Raw genomic sequence first — 19,318 nt, 5'->3', positions numbered from 1 at the left:
GCCGGGCGAGGGGCGGCAGCGTCCCGGGCGGCCCGGGGAGCGGGTGTCCGAGGACGACGGCGCGGACGAGGCCCCCGCTCACCACGCGGAGGAGGACGCCGAGGACGTCCCCGACGACCCGGCCACCGCCGTACCGTCCGGGGAGGCCGTCGCGGTGCCCTCCGCGTCCCCGGGCCGGAGCCGCGCCGGTGCCGGGCGGGCCGCCGAACCCGTCCTGCGGGTCCTGCCCCTGGGCACCGGGCTGGTCCTCGTCGGTCTCGGCCTGGGCCTGGCCTTCGTCGGCCTGCGCCTGCGCCGCGGCTAGGCCACGGCGGGCTCCCCGTCCGCGGCACGGCCCGCCGGGGCCGGGCCGCGGGACGAGGACCGGCACGCCCCTACGACGAGGTGACGAGCAGCACCTTCCCGATGTGCCCGCTCTCCTCCACGACCCGGTGGGCGGCACCGGCGTCGCTCATCGGGAGTTCGCGGTCGACGATCGGGCGGACGTGCCCCCCGGCCAGCAGCGGCCAGACGTGCTCGCGCACGGCCGCCACGATGGCCGCCTTCTCCTCCGGCGACCGGGCGCGCAGCGAGGTCGCGCTGACCGCGGCGCGCTTGGCGAGGAGGGTGCCGATGTCCAGCTCGCCCTTGCGGCCGCCCTGCATGCCGATGATCGCGAGCCGGCCGTTGACGGCGAGGGCCCGCACGTTGCGGTCCAGGTACTTGGCGCCCATGTTGTCGAGGATGACGTCGGCGCCGGCGCCGCCCGTCGCCTCCTTCACCTCGGCGACGAAGTCCTGCTCCCGGTAGTTGATCAGGATGTCGGCGCCCAGCTCGGCACAGCGCTCCAGCTTCTCCGCGGTGCCCGCCGTGACGGCGACCACGGCGCCGACGGCCTTGGCGAGCTGGATGGCCATGGTGCCGATGCCGCTGGAGCCGCCGTGCACCAGCAGCGTCTCGCCGGGACGCAGGTGGGACACCATGAAGACGTTCGACCAGACGGTGCAGACCACCTCGGGCAGCGCCGCCGCCCGCTTGAGGTCGATGCCCTCGGGGACCGGCAGGAGCTGGCCGGCCGGGACGGCGACCTTCTCGGCGTAGCCGCCGCCCGCGAGCAGCGCGCACACCTCGTCGCCGACGGACCAGCCGGTCACGCCGGTCCCGACGGCCGCGATCCGCCCGGAGCACTCCAGGCCGGGGTGGGGGGAGGCTCCGGGCGGAGGGTCGTAGAAGCCCTGGCGCTGCATGATGTCCGCGCGGTTGACGGCGCTGGCCGTCACCTCGACCAGGACCTCGCCCTCGCCGGGCACCGGGTCGGGGGCCTCGGCCCAGACCAGCGCCTCGGGGCCTCCGGGTTCGGTAATCGTGATCGCATGCATGAGGGCGACGCTACTCCTCCGGCCCCGGCCGGGCCCTCCCACCTGGTTCCCCGGACGGAGCACCCTCGGACTTTCGGACGGTGGGCCGGGAAATCCGGTGCGGAACCGATGAGTTTGCGCGACGGTGAAGGTCTTCCCCTGCATAGACCGAGAACGCACGGCCGAGAACGCACGGCCGAGAACGCAGCCGAGAATGCACGGCCAAGAACGCGTGGCCACGAGCGTGGAAGGACCACCAGGCATGAGCACGCAGACGTCCGGACCAGCGATCGAGACCGCAGGACTGGTGAAGACGTTCGGTGAGACCCGAGCCGTGGACGGGGTGGACCTCGTAGTGCCGGCCGGCACGGTCTACGGCGTCCTCGGGCCGAACGGCGCGGGCAAGACCACGACGGTGAAGATGCTCGCCACCCTGCTGCGGCCGGACGGCGGCCAGGCGCGCGTCTTCGGCCACGACGTCGTGCGCGAGGCCGACGAGGTGCGCGGCCGGGTGAGTCTCACCGGCCAGTACGCCTCCGTGGACGAGGACCTCACCGGCACCGAGAACCTGACCCTGCTGGGCCGTCTCCTCGGACACGGCAAGACGGCCGCGCGGCAGCGGGGCGAGCAGTTGCTGGCGGCCTTCGGGCTGACGGACGCCGCGGGGAAGCAGGTCAAGCACTACTCCGGTGGCATGCGGCGGCGCATCGACATCGCCGCGTCCATCCTCAACACCCCGGACCTGCTCTTCCTCGACGAGCCGACGACCGGCCTCGACCCGCGCAGCCGCAACCAGGTGTGGGACATCGTGCGCGCGGTCGTCGCCCAGGGCACGACCGTGCTGCTGACCACGCAGTACCTCGACGAGGCCGATCAGCTGGCGTCCCGGATCGCCGTCATCGACAAGGGCCGGGTGATCGCCGAGGGCACCAAGGGCGAGCTGAAGGCGTCCGTCGGCGCCGGCTCCGTCCATCTGCGGCTGCGCGACGCGGACCGGCGCCCCGAGGCCGAGCGGCTGCTGCGCGACCTGCTGACCGCCGAGGTGCAGCTGGAGCCCGACCCGGTGGCCCTGACCGCCCGCCTGGGGGTGACGGCGAGCGACACGGCCGCCGACCAGGCCGCCAAGGCGCTCGGTGAGCTGACCCGGCAGGGCATCACCGTCGACAACTTCTCCCTCGGACAGCCCAGCCTCGACGAGGTCTTCCTGGCGCTGACCGGACGCCACACCGGCCAGAGCACCGGCAACGGAACCGGCCCCGAAACGAAGGACGAGGTGGCGGCATGAGCACGGCCACGAGCACCGGGAACAAGGAACTCGCGGCGGTCAGCACCGAGTCGCTGGCGGCCCTGCTGGTCGCCAAGGAGCGGCCGCCGCGGCCCAGCGCGCTGTCCACGTCCGTGACGTTCGGCTGGCGCGCGATCCTCAAGATCAAGCACGTGCCGGAGCAGTTGTTCGACGTCACCGCCTTCCCGATCATGAACCTGCTGATGTTCACGTACCTCTTCGGCGGCGCACTGGCGGGTTCGCCCAGTGACTACATCCAGTTCGTGCTGCCGGGCATCCTCGTGATGTCGGTCGTGATGATCACGATGTACACCGGGATCTCGGTGAACGTCGACATCGAGAAAGGCGTCTTCGACCGCTTCCGCTCGCTGCCGATCTGGCGGCCCTCGGCGATGGTCGGCTACCTGCTCGGCGACGCCCTGCGCTACACCATCGCGTCCGTCGTCATGCTCGCCGTGGGCCTGCTGCTCGGCTACCGGCCGGACGGCGGGGTCGCCGGTGTGGTCGCCGGGGTCGCGCTGCTGCTGGTGTTCTCGTTCGCCTTCTCGTGGATCTGGACGATGTTCGGGCTGATGATGCGCACCGAGAAGTCGGTGATGAGCGTCAGCATGATGGTGATCTTCCCGCTCACCTTCCTGTCCAACGTCTTCGTCGACCCGAAGACCATGCCGGGCTGGCTGCAGGCGTTCGTCAACAACAGCCCGATCACGCACCTGGCGTCCGGGGTGCGCGGTCTGATGGCCGGTGAGTGGCCGGGGGCCGAGATCGCCTGGACACTGGGCTGGGCGGGCGTGCTCCTCCTGGTCTTCGGCCCCGTCACGATGCGGCTCTACAACCGCAAGTAGCCCTCCGCGTACGGGGCCGGCGCTCCGTCAGTCGCGGGGCAGCGGGCGGGCGTCGGGTGCCACGTGGGTGGCCGGTGTCGCCCGCACGATCGTGATCAGGCGGTCCGCCGGCTCCAGTCCGCCCACGGCCGGATCGTCGTAGCCGAGTACCCGGTGCCCGCGCAGGACGCTCACCACGAGGTCGTCCGTCTCGCGCGGCTTCTTGCCCACCTCGGCCTTTATGACCGGCCGCTCGATGAGGTCGAGCCCGCTGCCCTGGCTGATGAGGTCCTCCATGACCATGCCGGCGGCGGGGCTGAGCACGGAGAGCCCGAGCAGACGGCCCGCGGCGCTGGCGCTGGTGATCACGGCGTCGGCGCCGGACTGCTTCAGCAGCGGCGCGTTCTCCTCCTCGCGGACCGCGACCACGATCTTCGCGCCCCGGTTGAGCTGCCGGGCCGTCAGGGTCACCAGTACGGCCGTGTCGTCCCGCTGGGTGGCGATGATGATCTGCTTCGCCCGGTACACCTCGGCGCGGTTGAGCACGTCACTGCGTGTCGCGTCCCCTATGACGCCCGCGTAACCGTGGGCCGTCGCGGCCTCGATGGCCTTCCCGCTGGGGTCGACCACCACGACCTGCTCCTTGCGCAGGCCGGTCGCGCAGACGGTCTGGATCGCCGACCGCCCCTTGGTTCCGAAACCGACGACGACGGTGTGATCGCGCAAGGTGGACCTCCAGCGGTTCAGGCGCCACTCCTCCCGAGTGCGCTCGGTGAGGGCTTCCAGGGTGGTGCCGACCAGGATGATCAGGAACATCACGCGCAGGGGCGTGATGACGAAGATGTTGGTCAGCCGGGCGGCGTCGCTGACCGGCGTGATGTCGCCGTAGCCGGTGGTCGAGAGCGTGACGGTGGCGTAGTAGAAGGCGTCGAGGAGGTCGACGGAGCCGTCGGAGTTGTCGCTGTAGCCGTCGTGGTCGGTGTAGACGATGAAGGCGGTCGCCACGAGGACCACCAAGGCCAGCGACAGCCGTTTGCCGACCTGGCGGATCGGGTGCTCCACCAGCTTCCGCGGGAGTTTCACGCGATGGGTCACGAGATGCTCGTCCGCCTGACGGGCGATCGCGTCCTGGCCCGGAAGTTTCACGTGAAACACACCCCGATCCCACCGGTGGTCCAGGGCAGGTCGAGCAGTTCGGCCTCCTGACCCGCCCGCGCACCGCCCGGGGGTACGACGGCCAGGGCGTCGGCGGCGGCGACGCCGCGCAGCATGGCCGGTCCGTTGTAGCGAAGCGGCACCGCGCCGTCGCCGCGCAGGACCACGGGGACGAGCCGGGTGTCGTACGGGTGCCCGTGCACCGCGTCCCGCAGCGGCAGGGTGTACGGCTCGGGCGCCGGGCGGGCGGCGAGCGTGCGCAGCAACGGCGCGGCGAGGGTGAGCAGTCCGGAGACGGCGGCGAGGGGGTTGCCGGGGAGGCCGACGAGGTGCTGGTCCTCCTGGATCCGGGCCAGCAGCATCGGGTGGCCGGGGCGCGCCTTGACGCCGTCCACGAGGAGGTCGGCACCGATCCGGCGCAGGACCGGGTGGACGTGGTCGACGGGGCCCGCGGCGGTACCGCCGGTCGTGACGATCAGGTCGGCGTCGGAGGCCGTGACGGTGCGGTGCAGGGCCTCGGCGTCGTCGCCGATCCGGCGGACCGTGCGGACCTCGGCGCCCAGGGCCCGCAGCCAGGGCGGCAGCATCGGGCCGAGCGCGTCCCGGATGAGGCCGTCGTGCGGGAGGCCCGCGGTGAGCAGCTCGTCGCCGAGGACCAGGACGTCGACGCGGGGGCGGGGGGTCGCGGCGAGGGTGTCGTAGCCGGCGGCCGCCGCGAGGCCCAGCACCGCCGGGGTCACGAGGGTGCCGGCGGGCAGCAGTTGGTCGCCGCTGCGGCACTCCTGCCCGCGCGGGCGGATGTCCTGGCCGTACGCGGCCTCGCGGACGGCCTGGAGCCGGTCCTTGTCGTCGGTGCGGCCGTGCTCGGTGCGCAGTACGGCGGTGGCGCCGTGGGGGACGCGGGCACCGGTGGCGATGCGGACGGCCTCGCCGTCGGTGAGGGGCGCGGGCTCCGCGTGCCCGGCCAGCACGCCCTCTTCGCGGACCGTCCAGGGGCCCGGACCGGCGACGGCCCAGCCGTCCATCGCGGAGGTGTCGAAGGGGGGCAGGTCGGTGAGGGCGGCCAGGGGCGCGGCCAGGGCCAGGCCGAGGGCCGCGTCGAGGGGGACGTCGAGAGGTGCGGAGACCGGGGCCCGGCGGGCGGCACGGACGGCGGTGCGCGCGGCACGCTCGGCGGTCGCCCTCGCTTCGGGCCAGGGCGTCGCGCGGTGGTGGGGATCCGCCTGCTGCCGCGGGGCGCCGTGGTGACCGGGGTGCGCGGTGTGCGGGGGCGTCGCCGCCCGGCCGGAATCGCCGTGCGGAGGGCGGGGGGTCTCGTTCACGAGGGCGAGCGCCTCCTCCACGTCGAGGTCTTCCGCCTCCTCGTCGGCGCGCGTGCCGGGGGAGGCCATCACGCGTCCGGGCGGGTGTCGGAGGCGGCGCCGGGAGCCTCGCCGGGCTTGCCCGCGTCGGGGGCGGGTGCGGTGCCGGCCGGCGCGGCGTCGACGGCGGACGAGGTGCCGTCGGGCGCGGAGGCGGCGTCGGGGGCAGATGCGTCGGCGGGCGCGGAAACGGCATCGGGCGCAGACGCGTCGGCGGGCGCGGAGGCGGCGTCCGGCGCAGATGCGGGCGCGGAGGCGGATGCGGTGCCGGCGGGGGCGGTGCCGGCGGCCTCCTCGGCCCAGCGCTCGGCGAGGGCCGCGGCCTTGCGGGCGGCCTCGGCGACGGCCTCGGGGCCGCCCCCGGCCCGCCCGGCCACGTAACCGACCAGGAAGGTGGTCAGCGGCGCAGCGGGCCGGGCCACCCCGTGGGCGGCGTCCCGGGCGAGGTCGAGCAGGAGGCCGGTGTCGACGTCGAGGTCGATGCCCAACTCGTCCTTGGCTGCGGAAATCCATTCATCCAACACGTGCCCATGCTCCCTGATGCGTGCCCTTGCGATGGCGATGTCGTCCCAGGTGTCGCAGTCGAAGGACGCGACGGCGCCGGGGATGCGAGTGAGGCGGAGGGTGCCGGTCAGACGTCTCAGCGGCAGCCCGGTGAGGTCTGCCCGGTCCCGGGTGAGCGCGGCCGTCCCGCGGCGCAGCGCGGACGCGCGATAGGCGGCGACGAGGGGCTGGTCGCGGCCGTCGGCGTCGGTGAGCAGCACGCCGTCGGCGTCACCCGCGGTGAGGGCCGACAGCAGGTGCCCGACGGTGGGCCCGGCGAGGAACGGCAGGTCGGCGGAGAGCACCACGACGTGCTCCGCGGTGGTGTGCCGCAGGCCGGCGGCGAGGGCGGCGAGCGGTCCGCCGCCGGGCGGGTCCTCGCGGGCCCAGGTGACCGGGCGCGCGGCCGGCCTCGGGTCGGCGACGACGACGGTGGTCCGTGCTCCGGCGCAGGCGGCGAGCACGCGGTCCAGCAGCGCGCGTCCGCCCACGCGCAGGCCCGGCTTGTCCGCGCCGCCGAGCCGCCGGGCGGACCCGCCGGCGAGTACGACGGCGTCGTATCCGGCGGATGCCGGGTCCGGCGCGGGCTCGGTGCCGGCGCCGGGTTCACCGGGGGGCTCGTACGCGGTCACCCCCTGAGTATGCGTCCCTGCGCGATCACGGGGAACGCGGGGGAGCCCGCGCGATCGCGGGGCGCCCCCGGCGCCGCCGTCACAGGGTGCGCAGCAGCACCGCCGGCTGTTCCACGCAGTCCGCCACGTACCGCAGGAAACCGCCCGCCGTGCCGCCGTCGCACACCCGGTGATCGAAGGTCAGCGACAGCTGGACGACCTGACGCACCGCCAATGCGCCGTCGTGCACCCACGGCTTGGGGACGATGCGGCCGACACCGAGCATCGCCGCCTCCGGGTGGTTGATGATCGGCGTGGAGCCGTCCACGCCGAACACGCCGTAGTTGTTCAACGTGAAGGTGCCGCCGGTCAGTTCACCGGGTGACAGCCGGCCCTCGCGGGCCGCCCCGGTCAGCCGGGCGAACTCCGCGGTGAGCGCCTCGGCGTCGCGCGCGTGCGCGTCCCGGACGACCGGCACGACCAGCCCCCGGTCCGTCTGCGCGGCGAAACCGAGGTGGACGTGGTCGAGCCGGACGACCTCCCTGGCCTCCGTGTCGACCGTGGAGTTCAGCTCGGGGAAGCGGGCCAGTGCGGCCGTGCAGATCCTGGCCAGCAGGGCGACGAGGGAGATCTTCGGCCCGCCCGCCGCGTTCATGGCCGAGCGCGCCCGCATCAGTTCGGTCGCGTCGGCGTCCACCCAGCAGGTCGCGTCCGGGATCTCGCGCCGACTGCGGGAGAGCTTGTCGGCGACGGCACCGCGGACCCCCTTGAGGGGGGTGCGGACGCCACCGGAGCGCGGCGCGGCGGACGGTGTCCCTCCCACCGCGGCCGCGACCTGCCCGTTCTCCTGGCCCGCCGTACGGCCGCCCTGCGCGGCGGCGGCACGCAGCGCGTACTCCACGTCCGCCCGCAGGATCAGCCCGTCGGGGCCGGAACCGGTCAGCTCGCGCAGGTCCAGGTCGTGCTGCCGGGCCAGCCTGCGCACCAGCGGGGAGATGACCGGGACGGGGCCCTCCACCACCGGGCCGGCGGTACGGACCCGGCCGTTCGCCCGCCCGTCCGCCACGACGGACGCCTGCCGGTCGGGCCGCACCCGGCGCCGGCGCGCGGGCGCCTCGGAGGTGCCGTATCCGACGAGGACGTTGCCCGAGCCCCCGGTCTTCGCCTCTTCCGCCCTCCCCTCCCCGGCCTCCGGCTCGCCGGCTCGTGCCGGTCCGGCCGCCTCGCCGCCGGTGCCCGAGTCCCGCGCCGGACGGGCGGCGGCGCCCTCGCCCACCGCCACCGTCAGCAGCGGCGCCCCGACGGGCAGCTCCGCGCCCTCCTCGCCGAAGCGGGCGGTGACCACGCCCCCGTAGGGACAGGGCACCTCGACCATCGCCTTGGCCGTCTCGACCTCGACGACCGGCTGGTCGACGGTGACGACGTCGCCGACCTCCACCATCCAGCGCACGATCTCCGCCTCGGTGAGCCCCTCACCGAGGTCGGGGAGCTTGAACTCCAGCACCTGTGCCATCAGCTTTCGGCCTCCCACTGCAGGCGCCCCACGGCGTCCAGGATCCGGTCCACACCGGGCAGGTGGTGACGCTCCAGCATCGGCGGCGGATACGGGATGTCGAACCCGGCCACACGCAGCACCGGCGCCTCCAGGTGATGGAAGCAGCGCTCCGTGACCCGGGCCGCGATCTCCCCGCCCGGGCCCCCGAAGGAACCCGACTCGTGGACGACGACCGCGCGTCCCGTCCGCCGCACCGAAGCGCACACCGTCTCGTCGTCGAACGGCACCAGGGAGCGCAGATCGACGACTTCGAGGTCCCACCCCTCGGCCCGGGCCGCCTCGGCCGCCTCCGTGCAGGCGACCAGCGACGGCCCGTACGTGATGAGTGTGGCGCTCCGTCCGGGGCGCCGCACCACCGCGCGGCCCACCGGTTCAACGGTCGTCGGCTCCTCGGGGTTCCAGGCCTCCTTCGACCAGTACAGACGCTTGGGTTCGAGGAAGACCACCGGGTCGTCGGAGGCGATGGAGGCGCGCAGCAGCCCGTAGGCGTCGGCGACGGTCGCGGGCGTGACGACATGGAGCCCCGGAGTCGCCATGTAGTACGCCTCGGACGAGTCGCTGTGGTGCTCGACGCCGCCGATGCCGCCGCCGTAGGGGACGCGGATGGTCAGCGGCAGGGGCATCCTCCCGCGCGTGCGGTTGCGCATCTTGGTGACGTGGCTGACGACCTGCTCGAAGGCCGGGTAGGCGAAGGCGTCGAACTGCATCTCCACGACCGGACGCAGCCCGTACATCGCCATGCCGACGGCCGTGCCGAGGATGCCGGCCTCGGCGAGCGGAGTGTCCGTGCAGCGGTCCTCGCCGAACTCCGCGGCCAGTCCGTCGGTGACCCGGAAGACGCCGCCGAGGGCGCCCACGTCCTCGCCCAGGACGTGCACGCCCGGGTCGGCGGCCATGGCGTCGCGCAGCGCGCGGGTGAGGGCCTGCGCCATGGTGGCCGGCTTGGCGGCGACCGTGGTCATCGGTGCGTCCCTTCCGGCCCGGTCCCGCTCTCGGCCTCCGCCGCCAGCTCGGCGCGCAGCCGGTCCCGCTGTTCCCGGAGCTGCGGCGTGGGCTCGGCGTAGACGTGGGCGAACAGGGCCATCGGGTCGAGCACCGGGTCCTGGTTCATACGGGCGCGCAGGTCGGCGGCCATCGCCTCGGCGTCCTCGCGGGCCGCCCGTTCGCCGTCCTCGTCGAGCAGGCCGCGCTCGGTCAGCTCCCGCCGGAGCAGCTCGACCGGGTCGTGCCGGCGCCAGGCCTCGACCTCGGCGTCGCCCCGGTAGCGCGTGGCGTCGTCGGCGTTGGTGTGCGCCTCGACGCGGTACGTCACCGCCTCCACCAGCGTGGGGCCGCCCCCCGCGCGCGCGTGGCGCACGGCGTCGGACAGGACCTCGTGCACGGCGGCGGCGTCGTTGCCGTCGACCAGGCGGCCGGGCATCCCGTAGCCGACGGCCTTGTGGGCCAGCGACGGGGCCGCGGTCTGCCTGTCGAGCGGCACGGAGATCGCGAAGCCGTTGTTCTGCACGAGGAAGACGACCGGTGCCTGCCAGACGGCGGCGAAGTTCAGCGCCTCGTGGAAGTCGCCCTCGCTGGTGCCGCCGTCGCCCACCATGGCGAGCGCGACCACGTCGTCGCCCTTGAGGCGGGCGGCGTGCGCGAGCCCGACGGCGTGCGGCAACTGGGTGGCGAGCGGCGTGGACAGGGGGGCGACCCGGTGCTCGTAGGGGTCGTACCCGGTGTGCCAGTCACCGCGCAGCAGGGTGAGCGCCTCGACGGGGTCGACCCCGCGGGCGATCACGGCGAGCGTGTCGCGGTAGCTGGGGAAGAGCCAGTCCCGCTCCTCGATGGCCAGTGCGGCGGCGACCTCGCAGGCCTCCTGACCGGTGCTGGAGGGGTAGACGGCCAGCCGGCCCTGCTTGGTCAGCGCCGTGGCCTGCGCGTTGTAGCGCCGGCCGCTGACCAGCCGGGCGTACAGCGTGCGCAGCAGCTCGGGGTCGGCGTGCCCGGCGGCCTCCGTGCCGAGGACGCGGTACGGCTCCTCGTCGGGCAGCAGCGGCGCGGGGTCGGTGCGGGGCTGCCAGGCGGGCGGCGGTGTGGGCCGGTAAGCGCCCCGCTGCTCCATGACCGTCATGACGGCACCTCCTCGTGGGAGCGGCTTCGGGCTCGCCACGGATGTGACGGGCCTCACCTACCGATTGTTCGGTCGCCGGCGCACTTTGGCTACACGCGGCCCCAGGCTGTGGACAAACGGTTCTCCACAGCCTGAGATGGACGCACTACGTCCACGGCGGGAAGGCGGGGGCCCATGGCATCTGAACAAATGGCCGAACGCCCGGGGGAAGCCGACGGCCCGGACGACGCCGGCCCCCCGCCGCCCCCGCGCCCGCTGGACGCCATCGACCAGGACATCCTGCGCATGCTCCAGGCGGACGGCCGGGCCTCGATACGCTCGGTCGCCGAGCGGGTGCACGTCTCCCGCGCGAACGCCTACGCGCGCATCAACCGGCTCGTCGAGGACGGCGTCATCCGCGGCTTCGGCGCCCGCGTCGACCACGAGCGCGCGGGGCACGGCACCTCGGCCTACATCACCCTGAAAATCGTCCAGAACTCCTGGCGCACCGTCCGGGCGCAGCTGCGGCAGCTCCCCGGCGCCTCCCACATCGCCCTGGTGGGAGGCGACTTCGACGTCCTGCTCCTGGTGCACACCCCCGACAACCGGGCCCTGCGCGAGCTGGTGCTCACCCGGCTCCAGGCCATCCCGGAGGTGCTCAGCACGCGCACCCTGCTGGTATTCGAGACCGAGGACCTGGAGCCGCAGAGCTGACCGCCGGACGGGGGCCGGACCGAGGTCCGCACGGCTCAGGAGACCTTGCGCAGCCCTCCGAACACCAGGCGCGCCACCGCGTCGACCACCTCCCGCTCCCGCGCGCCGCCCCCGCCGACGGCGCCCTCGGGGCGGTACCACTCCACGATCGAGTTGATCATGCCGAAGACCAGACGGGTCGCGAGCCGCACCTCCACGTCCGCGCGCACGTCCCCCTCGGCCGCCGCGGCCCTCAGCAGGTCGGCGACCCGGTGGTCGAACGCGCGCCGCCGTTCCAGCGCCCACCGCTCGGTGTCCGTGTTGCCGCGCACGCGCAGCAGCAGCGTCACGTAGGGCAGTTCCGCCATGAGCACCTCGACCATGCGGCGCACGACGTACTCCAGCCGCTCGGCGGCGGACCCCACGCGCGCGTGCTCCTCGTCGAGGATGCCGAACAGCTCGTCAAGGGCCCGGCTCACGGCCCGGCGCAGGAGTTCCTCCTTGCCCGTGACGTGGTGGTAGATCGACGACTTGGAGATGCCGGCCGCCCTGGAGAGGTGCTCCATGGAGGTGCCGTCGTAGCCGCGCTCGATGAAGACCTGCACGGCGACGGACAGCAGCGTCTCGGGTGTGTAGGTGTCGCGCTTGGCGGTGCTCATGAGCAGGTGCCCTCCCCGGCGTCGGATGCGTGCGCCTGGCGGTGGAGCGCGAGGGACGGGGCGTAGCGCCCGGACGGCTCGCGCAGGTGCAGCTCGCCGAGTAGTTCGTACACCCACCGGAGCCCCAGCGCACGACCCCATGCGACGGGTCCGAGCGGGTAGTTCACGCCGAGGCGCATCGCGGTGTCGACGTCCTCGGCCGACGCCACGCCCCGGGACACCGCGTCGAGTGCCAGGTCGACGATCCGCGCGACCGTGCGCGCCACGATCAGGCCGGGGACGTCGCCGATGACGCTGACCTTCTTGCCGAGCGCCTGGAAGAGGCCGGTGGCCTCGGCGAGGGTGCGGGGCGAGGCGGTCGCGGAGGAGGCCAGGGCGATGCGCGTGGCCGTCCGGTAGTCGAGGGCGAGGTCGAAGTGGACGACGTCGCCGCGCTCCACCGCGGTCCGCCCGTCGGCGAGGTGCAGCGCGCCCCCGCCGGGCAGCACGAACGATCCGGTGCCGCCGTGCTCCTCGCGGACCTCGACGCCCGCCTCGCGGATCAGCGCGACCAGCCCGGCGGCGGGCCCGGGGTCCCCGTCGACGACGACGTACGCGGGCGGGCCGGCGGGCTCGGCGGTGTGCGGCGCGGGGCGCTCGGCCCCGCCCCGGTGGTCGTACCAGCCCCGCCCGCTCTTGCGGCCGAGCCGGCCGGACTCCACCAGGCGGCGCTGGGCCAGCGACGGCGTGAAGCGCGCGTCCTGGAAGAACGCCTGCCACACGGAGTGCGTGACGGACTCGTTGACGTCCTGCCCGATGAGGTCGGTCAGTTCGAAGGCGCCCATCCGGAAGCCGCCCGACTCGCGCAGCACCGCGTCGACGGTGGCGGGGTCGGCGGCGCGCGCCTCGAACACCGCGAGGGCCTCCGCGTAGAAGGGCCGGGCGATGCGGTTGACGACGAAGCCCGGGGTGTCGGCGCAGGCCACCGGGGTCTTGCCCCAGGCGCGAGCCGTCTCGTACGCGCGCGTGGCCGACGCGGCGTCGGTCCCGAACCCGGAGACCACCTCCACCAGCGGCAGCAGCGGCGCGGGGTTGAAGAAGTGCAGGCCCACGAAGCGGCCGGGGACGCGCAGCGCGCCGCCGATGGCGGTGACGGACAGGGAGGAGGTGTTGGTGGCGAGCAGGCAGTCGTCGCCGACGACGTCCTCCAGCGCGCGGAACAGCTCCTGCTTGACGTCCAGCCGCTCCAGTACCGCCTCGACGACCAGCGCGCAGTCGGCGAGGCCGGTGAGGTCCTCGGCGGGCTCCAGCCGGGCGCGGGCCGTGTCCCGCCCGGCGCCGGTGAGCCGTTCCTTCTCGACGAGCCGGTCGAGCCGGGCGCCGATCGCGTCGGCGGCCTCCCGGGCCCGCCCGGGGACGGCGTCGTACAGCCGTACGGGGTGGCCCGCGACCAACGCCACCTGGGCGATGCCCTGACCCATGGTGCCGGTACCGACGACGGCCACGGGACTGCTGAGGTCGAGTGCTGTCATGTGCGCGATCCTCCCGCACGGGGTTTTCCACAGATGCGGCGGTCCCCCTTGTCCCGACCGATCGTTCGGTTACTCTAGCCGTATCCGCCCGTCCGTCGCCCACCACCGCCCCGAACGAGGCGCTTCGCGCCCCGCCTCCGACTGTTTCTGCCCAGGTTTCCCCCAGGTCACGACTCGACGGAGAGCTCGTGAGACGAGGAGTTGGTCCCGCATGGCCGCCGCACTCACCGCGCACCAGCTGATCGACCGGCACCGGCCGACCCTGGACCAGGCGCTGGAGACGATCCGCACCCGCGCGTACTGGTCCCCCCACCCCGAGCACCCGAAGGCCTACGGGGAGAACGGCAGCCTGGACACGGCCGCGGGCAAGGCCGCCTTCGACGCCCTGCTCGGCACCCGCCTCGACCTCGATCAGCCCGGCACCGACGACTGGGTGGGCGGCGAGGTCTCCCCGTACGGCCTCGAACTGGGCGTGACGTACCCGCACGCGGACCTCGACGTGCTGCTGCCCGCCATGAAGGCCGGGCAGCAGGCGTGGCGGGACGCGGGCCCGGAGCTGCGCGCGATGGTCTGCCTGGAGATCCTCAAGCGGATCAACGACCGGACGACGGAGTTCGCGCAGGCCGTCATGCACACCTCGGGACAGGCCTTCATGATGGCCTTCCAGGCCGGCGGCCCGCACGCGCAGGACCGCGGCATGGAGGCCGTGGCGTACGCGTACGTGGAGCAGACCCGCACCCCCGGCACCGCGGAGTGGACCAAGCCGCAGGGCAAGCGCGACCCGCTGGCGCTGACCAAGCGGTTCACGCCGGTCCCGCGCGGCATCGGCCTCGTGATCGGCTGCAACACCTTCCCGACCTGGAACGGCTACCCGGGCCTGTTCGCCTCCCTCGCCACCGGCAACGCGGTCCTGGTCAAGCCGCACCCGCGCGCGGTGCTGCCGCTCGCGCTGACCGTGCGGGCCGCCCGCGCCGTCCTCGCCGAGGCCGGTTTCGACCCGAACCTGGTCGCGCTGGCCGCCGAGCGCCCCGGCGAGGGCATCGCCAGGACCCTCGCGACCCGCCCCGAGATCCGGATCATCGACTACACCGGCTCGACCTCCTTCGGCGACTGGCTTGAGTCCAACGCCCGCCAGGCACAGGTCTTCACCGAGAAGGCCGGCGTCAACACGGTGATCGTGGAGTCGACCGACGACTACCAGGGGATGCTCGCCAACCTGGCCTTCTCCCTGTCCCTCTACAGCGGCCAGATGTGCACCACCCCGCAGAACCTGCTGATCCCCCGCGACGGCATCCGCACCGACCAGGGCGCCAAGTCCTACGACGAGGTGACCGCCGACCTCGCGCGGGCCGTCGACGGCCTCCTGGGCGACGACGCGCGCGCCAACGCCCTGCTCGGCGCGATCGTCAACCCGGACGTCAAGGCCCGCCTGGAGGCCGCCGCCGGCCTCGGCGAGGTCGCCCTGGCCTCCCGCGAGGTGGCCAACCCGGACTTCCCCGACGCGGTCGTGCGGACCCCGGTGATCGTCAAGCTGGACGGCGCGAAGCCGGACGACGAGGCCGCCTACACCAGCGAGTGCTTCGGCCCCGTCTCCTTCGCCGTCGCCGTCGACTCCGCCGGCCACGCCCTGGAGCTGCTGCGGCACAGCATCCGGACCAAGGGCGCGATGACGGTGGGCGCGTACACGACCGACAGCGAGGTCGAGCAGGCCGTCCAGGAGGTCTGCCTGGAGGAGGCGGCCCAGCTCTCCGTCAACCTCACGGGCGGGGTGTACGTCAACCAGACGGCGGCCTTCTCCGACTTCCACGGCTCGGGCGGCAACCCGGCGGCCAACGCGGCCCTGTGCGACGGCGCGTTCGTCGCGAACCGCTTCCGGGTGGTGGAGGTCCGCCGGGAGGCGTAGCCCGCCCGCCGTCCCCGTCCCGCCGTCCCGCCCGCCCGGAGCGCGGGCGGGCGGGGTACGGGGAAGACCGGCCCCGGAATGCCGGGCGGACCGGCCTCCGGGGTGCCGGGCAGACTGGCCCCGGGTGCTGGACCGGCGTCCTAGGAGGCCCGGACCGCGTCCCCGGTGGCGCTCCAGTGGTACAGCGTCATGGCCACACTGGTCGCGAGGTTGTAGCTGGAGACCTGGGGACGCATCGGCAACGCCACCAGGCGGTCGGCACGCGCGCGCAGCTCACCCGACAGCCCGCTGCGCTCGGAGCCGAACGCGAGCAGCGCGTCGTCCGGCAGCGTCAGCCCGCGGATGTCCTCGCCCTCCGGGTCCAGGGCGAACACCGGCCCCGCGGGCAGTTCCCCGACGTCCAGCCGCTCCACGGCGGTCGCGAAGTGCAGCCCCGCCCCACCGCGCACCACCGTGGGGTGCCACGGGTCGAGCGTGCCGGTGGTGACGACACCCGTCGCCCCGAAACCGGCGGCGAGCCGGATCACCGCTCCCGCGTTGCCGAGGTTGCGCGGCTGGTCGAGGACCACGACGGGCGCGGTGCGGGGCACGTGCCCCAGCGCCCTCAGGCTGGCCGTACGGGCGGGCCGTACGGCCAGGGCGGCCACCGCGGTGGGGTGCGGGCGCGGCACGAGGGAGGCGTACGTCCGATGGGGCACCTCGGCCAGCAGACCGTCCAGGGCGTCCCGTACGTCCGGCGCCAGCTCGTCGGCGAGGGCCAGGGCGCCCGCGCGGTCGCCGGTGACGGCCACCGGAACCTCGGCGCCGAAGCGCAGCGCGTGCTTGAGGACGTGGAAGCCGTCGAGCAGCACGCACGCACCGGCGTGCCGGCGCCAGGCGCCCAGCGGGTCGGGGTCGGTCATGCCCCGAAGCCTACGTGCGCCTGCCCGGCGTCCTTCGCGTCTCCGGCCCCGTCCCCCGTGCCGCTCCCTGCGGCGTCCCTGGCACGCTGCTCACCGGATTTGTATCCTGCCCCCTGCACCACCGCCGCCGCGCCGCCCCCGCGGCCGGCCCGCGGCCGGCCCGTCAGCCGGTCCCGCACGCGCGCCGCCCGGCCCCCCGCGCGGCGCAGGAACGAGGTCGGCAGGAAGACGGCGTCGGCGGCGATCATCGCCAGCGAGAAGAACGGCAGTCCCAGCACCACGGCGATCACCGCGTGCTCGGTCATCATGACCGCCAGCAGCACGTTCTTGACCCGCCGGTTGAACAGCGTGAACGGGAAGGCGACCTGCACGGCGACCGTGCCGTAGGTGATGAGCATGACCATCGTGCCGCTGGCGGACAGGGCGTCGGAGAGCGCGGGCCAGGGCGAGAAGTAGTCCAGGTGCAGCGGGTAGTAGACCGCGGTGCCGTCCTGCCAGCGCGATCCCTGGATCTTGTACCAGCCCGCGGTCGCGTAGATCAGGCACGCCTCGGCCATGATCACGACCAGCGCGCCGTTGTGCACGATGTTGGTGACCACGTCGAGCAGCAGGCGCGGCTCAACGTTTCCGGCGACCCGCCCCACCGCCCACCACAGGCCCTGCGCCGCCCAGACCGCCCACAACAGCGCCGGGACGAACCAGTCGCCGTCCAGCCCGCCCGCCAGCGTCACCGTGAGCAGCGCGAACCCGAACACGCACCACAGCGCCGGACCGACCCGGTCCACGACCCGCTCCCCGCGCGCGCGTGCCGCGTTCTCCCGCCGCGCCCGTCGCGCGTCCAGCGACCACACCCGGCCGCAGCGCGTGAGGACCAGGTAGATGCTCATCAGGTGCAGGACGTTGTCGCCGCCGTCCCCCATGAAGACGCTGCGGTTCTGCAGCGAGAGCACGCCGACCATGAAGAGGACGGACATGGTCCGGGTACGCCACCCCAGCAGGAGCAGCACGCTGCTCAGCACGGCCAGCGCGTAGACGATCTCGAACCAGGCCCGCCCGTCCGACCACATCAGCGCCGTGAAGGCACCGTTGTCCGCGACCAGTTGCTCGGCGAGACCGTGGCTCCAGGGGCTGCCGGGCCCGTACAGCTCGTCCCGGTGCGGAAGCTCGCGCAGCAGGAAGAGCAGCCAGGTGGCGCTGAAACCGATGCGGATCACCGCGGTCTGGTACGGGCCGAGGGCGGCCCCGGTGAGGCGGGCGACGCCGCGGGAGACCGAGGAGGCGATGCCGTTCACGCGGCGCCCCCTTCCTTCTCGCCGGCGGGCACCGGCCACCAGGGCAGCTCACGGTACGTCGCCCGGCCGGAGACCTTCTCGCCGCTCCACGAGGGCGGCTCCACGGGGGTGGTCCGGGAGCGGTACTGGACGCGCTCGACGACGCCGCCCGGTTCGGCGGCCTGGGTGCGCTCCAGGCGCACCGTCGCGATGCGCCGCAGGTAGGTCTCGGACAGGGTGCCCCGCAGGCCCACCGGGCGGTCGTCGGAGTCGTGGCTCGCGATGAAGAAGTCCCAGGCCCGGCGCAGTTCGTTCTGCTGGGTGTGGCTCGGCAGCGGGTTGCCGTCGATGGCCCGGCCGTCCTCGGCGGACAGGTCGTACCAGCCGGTCGTGCGTACCGAACCGTCCGCCGTGCTCACCTCGGCGCGGAGCTGTACGGCGACGTTCTGCTGGAGCGGGTTGGGCGCGAACAGCTTCCAGTTCTGCTCGAACTCCGGGAAGACCCACTCGTCGACCGCGGCACCGTGCTGCTTGGTGAGCGTGTTGGACGGGGCCACGTGCAGGAACACCAGGCCCAGGTGGGCGCAGACGGCGGCGGCGACGACCGCGAGGGCGGCCACGGCACCGATCCGGTAGCGCGGGGAGAGCGCGGCGACACCGGTACGGGGCTCGGCGGCCCTGGGCCCGGCCGGCTCACCGGGCTCACCGGGCTCACCGGGCTCACCGGGCTCACCGGGCTCACCGGGCTCACCGGGCTCACCGGGCTCACCGGAGGATCCGCGACCACCGCCCGCCCCGCCCGGTCCCCGCGACCGTTCCGGCTCGCCCGTCCCTCCCGGCCGTACCGGCTGCCCCGGCAGGTCGGACCGTTCGGGCGGACCGGACTGCCCCGGCGGACCCGACTGCCCCGGCGGCTTCGACTGTTCCGGCCGGTCGGGCGGGCCTGGCCGGTCAGGTCCGTCCGAGCGCTCCCGCCCGGCCCGGCCCTCCCGCTCGTCCCGCCCCCGCCGGGCGTCCGAGCCCGTGTCGTACGCGTCCATCCCGCCCCGTTCCGGTCCCGATCCGTCGTTCCACCCCGCCCCCGCCCCACCGCGGGGCACGCGGGCGCCACTCGTGCGGCTGCTCGGCGGCGTTCGAACGGGAACGGTACTCAGGACCGCCCGCCCGCACAGCCCCTGCCGGACCGGCCGTACCGTGGCCGTCGCCACACCCCCGCCGCGCACCGGCGCCCGCGGTGGCGCGGAGACCGTCCGGACGGCCGTGGAGGGCCCGTCCGGACGGCCCTAGAGGACGTACCCCGGCTCGCCCTTCCCGTCCACCACGGGCCGCCCGGCCGCGGCCCACACCTGCATGCCGCCGTCGACGTTCACGGCGTCGACGCCCTGCTGGACCAGGTACATGGCGACCTGGGCCGAACGTCCGCCGGACCGGCAGATCACGTGGACCCGGCCGTCCTGCGGCGCGGCCTCGGTCAGTTCGCCGTACCGGGCCACGAACTCGCTGATGGGGATGTGCAGCGCCCCGGCGGCGTGTCCCGCCCGCCACTCGTCGTCCTCGCGGACGTCCAGCAGGAAGTCGCCGTCCTCGAGGTCCGCGACCTCCACCGTGGGCACACC

Annotated in this window: 17 protein-coding genes and 1 pseudogene; 5 read left to right on the top strand and 13 right to left on the bottom strand. The window is 74.2% G+C overall.

The window, feature by feature from the left end; genetic code table 11:
• Positions 1-43 precede the first annotated feature (43 nt).
• The gene (locus ACVV2G_RS07950) at positions 44-304 is read left to right on the top strand and encodes a hypothetical protein (protein WP_453841877.1); all 261 of its coding nucleotides are present in this window, start codon (positions 44-46) and stop codon (positions 302-304) included.
• 70 nt (positions 305-374) lie between these two features.
• Here the strand turns inward: ACVV2G_RS07950 and ACVV2G_RS07945 are convergent, their stop codons facing one another.
• Entirely contained in the window at positions 375-1,358 is a 984-nt protein-coding gene (locus ACVV2G_RS07945) for an NAD(P)H-quinone oxidoreductase (RefSeq protein WP_453841876.1), read from the bottom strand.
• A gap of 241 nt (positions 1,359-1,599) precedes the next feature.
• Here ACVV2G_RS07945 and ACVV2G_RS07940 point away from each other — a divergent pair, with 241 nt between their 5' ends.
• A complete protein-coding gene (locus tag ACVV2G_RS07940) occupies positions 1,600-2,622 on the top strand; it encodes an ATP-binding cassette domain-containing protein (protein WP_453841875.1) in 1,023 nt (340 codons plus the stop codon).
• Complete coding sequence (locus ACVV2G_RS07935) at positions 2,619-3,467, top strand: ABC transporter permease (protein ID WP_453841874.1); 849 nt, start codon at positions 2,619-2,621, stop codon at positions 3,465-3,467. Before ACVV2G_RS07940 ends, ACVV2G_RS07935 begins: the two co-directional genes overlap by 4 nt.
• Positions 3,468-3,494: 27 nt before the next feature.
• On the opposite strand, the gene ACVV2G_RS07930 is transcribed toward ACVV2G_RS07935, so the two are convergent.
• From ACVV2G_RS07930 to pdhA, 6 genes and pseudogenes are all read right to left on the bottom strand, one after another.
• The gene (locus tag ACVV2G_RS07930) at positions 3,495-4,592 is read right to left on the bottom strand and encodes a potassium channel family protein (protein WP_453841873.1); all 1,098 of its coding nucleotides are present in this window, start codon (positions 4,590-4,592) and stop codon (positions 3,495-3,497) included.
• Positions 4,589-5,992 (bottom strand): molybdopterin molybdotransferase MoeA, encoded by a 1,404-nt coding sequence (locus ACVV2G_RS07925; protein WP_453841872.1) that lies wholly within the window; start codon positions 5,990-5,992, stop codon positions 4,589-4,591. Before ACVV2G_RS07925 ends, ACVV2G_RS07930 begins: the two co-directional genes overlap by 4 nt.
• Before the next feature lie 161 nt (positions 5,993-6,153).
• Positions 6,154-7,137, bottom strand: a pseudogene (locus ACVV2G_RS07920) (NTP transferase domain-containing protein); the annotation flags it as partial.
• Positions 7,138-7,216: 79 nt separating this feature from the next.
• Positions 7,217-8,629, bottom strand: coding sequence for a dihydrolipoamide acetyltransferase family protein (locus ACVV2G_RS07915; RefSeq protein WP_453841871.1), 1,413 nt, complete (start codon positions 8,627-8,629; stop codon positions 7,217-7,219).
• Complete coding sequence (locus tag ACVV2G_RS07910) at positions 8,629-9,633, bottom strand: alpha-ketoacid dehydrogenase subunit beta (protein ID WP_453841870.1); 1,005 nt, start codon at positions 9,631-9,633, stop codon at positions 8,629-8,631. Before ACVV2G_RS07910 ends, ACVV2G_RS07915 begins: the two co-directional genes overlap by 1 nt.
• The gene (pdhA, locus tag ACVV2G_RS07905; RefSeq protein WP_453841869.1) at positions 9,630-10,784 is read right to left on the bottom strand and encodes a pyruvate dehydrogenase (acetyl-transferring) E1 component subunit alpha; all 1,155 of its coding nucleotides are present in this window, start codon (positions 10,782-10,784) and stop codon (positions 9,630-9,632) included. Before pdhA ends, ACVV2G_RS07910 begins: the two co-directional genes overlap by 4 nt.
• A gap of 174 nt (positions 10,785-10,958) precedes the next feature.
• Here pdhA and ACVV2G_RS07900 point away from each other — a divergent pair, with 174 nt between their 5' ends.
• Complete coding sequence (locus ACVV2G_RS07900) at positions 10,959-11,477, top strand: Lrp/AsnC family transcriptional regulator (RefSeq protein WP_453841868.1); 519 nt, start codon at positions 10,959-10,961, stop codon at positions 11,475-11,477.
• A 35-nt stretch (positions 11,478-11,512) separates the two neighbouring features.
• Here ACVV2G_RS07900 and ACVV2G_RS07895 read toward each other — a convergent pair whose 3' ends face one another.
• Positions 11,513-12,115 (bottom strand): TetR/AcrR family transcriptional regulator, encoded by a 603-nt coding sequence (locus tag ACVV2G_RS07895; protein WP_453841867.1) that lies wholly within the window; start codon positions 12,113-12,115, stop codon positions 11,513-11,515.
• Positions 12,112-13,626, bottom strand: coding sequence for a 3-hydroxyacyl-CoA dehydrogenase (locus ACVV2G_RS07890; protein ID WP_453841866.1), 1,515 nt, complete (start codon positions 13,624-13,626; stop codon positions 12,112-12,114). The genes ACVV2G_RS07895 and ACVV2G_RS07890 overlap by 4 nt, the downstream gene beginning before the upstream one ends.
• A gap of 211 nt (positions 13,627-13,837) precedes the next feature.
• Here ACVV2G_RS07890 and paaN point away from each other — a divergent pair, with 211 nt between their 5' ends.
• Complete coding sequence (gene paaN, locus ACVV2G_RS07885) at positions 13,838-15,529, top strand: phenylacetic acid degradation protein PaaN (RefSeq protein ID WP_453841865.1); 1,692 nt, start codon at positions 13,838-13,840, stop codon at positions 15,527-15,529.
• A gap of 140 nt (positions 15,530-15,669) precedes the next feature.
• On the opposite strand, the gene ACVV2G_RS07880 is transcribed toward paaN, so the two are convergent.
• The 4 genes from ACVV2G_RS07880 to ACVV2G_RS07865 all read right to left on the bottom strand — a co-directional run bounded on the left by ACVV2G_RS07880 (position 15,670) and on the right by ACVV2G_RS07865 (position 19,315).
• Positions 15,670-16,431 carry a TrmH family RNA methyltransferase gene (locus tag ACVV2G_RS07880; protein WP_453841864.1) on the bottom strand — a complete coding sequence of 254 codons (762 nt, stop codon included), beginning with the start codon at positions 16,429-16,431 and terminating at the stop codon, positions 15,670-15,672.
• Positions 16,428-17,723, bottom strand: a complete 1,296-nt coding sequence (locus ACVV2G_RS07875; RefSeq protein WP_453841863.1) for an HTTM domain-containing protein — start codon at positions 17,721-17,723, stop codon at positions 16,428-16,430. Before ACVV2G_RS07875 ends, ACVV2G_RS07880 begins: the two co-directional genes overlap by 4 nt.
• Positions 17,720-18,742, bottom strand: a complete 1,023-nt coding sequence (locus ACVV2G_RS07870; RefSeq protein WP_453841862.1) for a DUF5819 family protein — start codon at positions 18,740-18,742, stop codon at positions 17,720-17,722. The genes ACVV2G_RS07875 and ACVV2G_RS07870 overlap by 4 nt, the downstream gene beginning before the upstream one ends.
• A 243-nt stretch (positions 18,743-18,985) precedes the next feature.
• Positions 18,986-19,315, bottom strand: a complete 330-nt coding sequence (locus ACVV2G_RS07865) for a rhodanese-like domain-containing protein (protein WP_453842049.1) — start codon at positions 19,313-19,315, stop codon at positions 18,986-18,988.
• Positions 19,316-19,318: the final 3 nt, after the last annotated feature.

The organism is Streptomyces sp. JK94 (assembly GCF_053613315.1).
The sequence above is the reverse complement of the archived record's forward strand: the minus strand, read 5'-3'. Positions and strand labels throughout refer to the sequence as shown.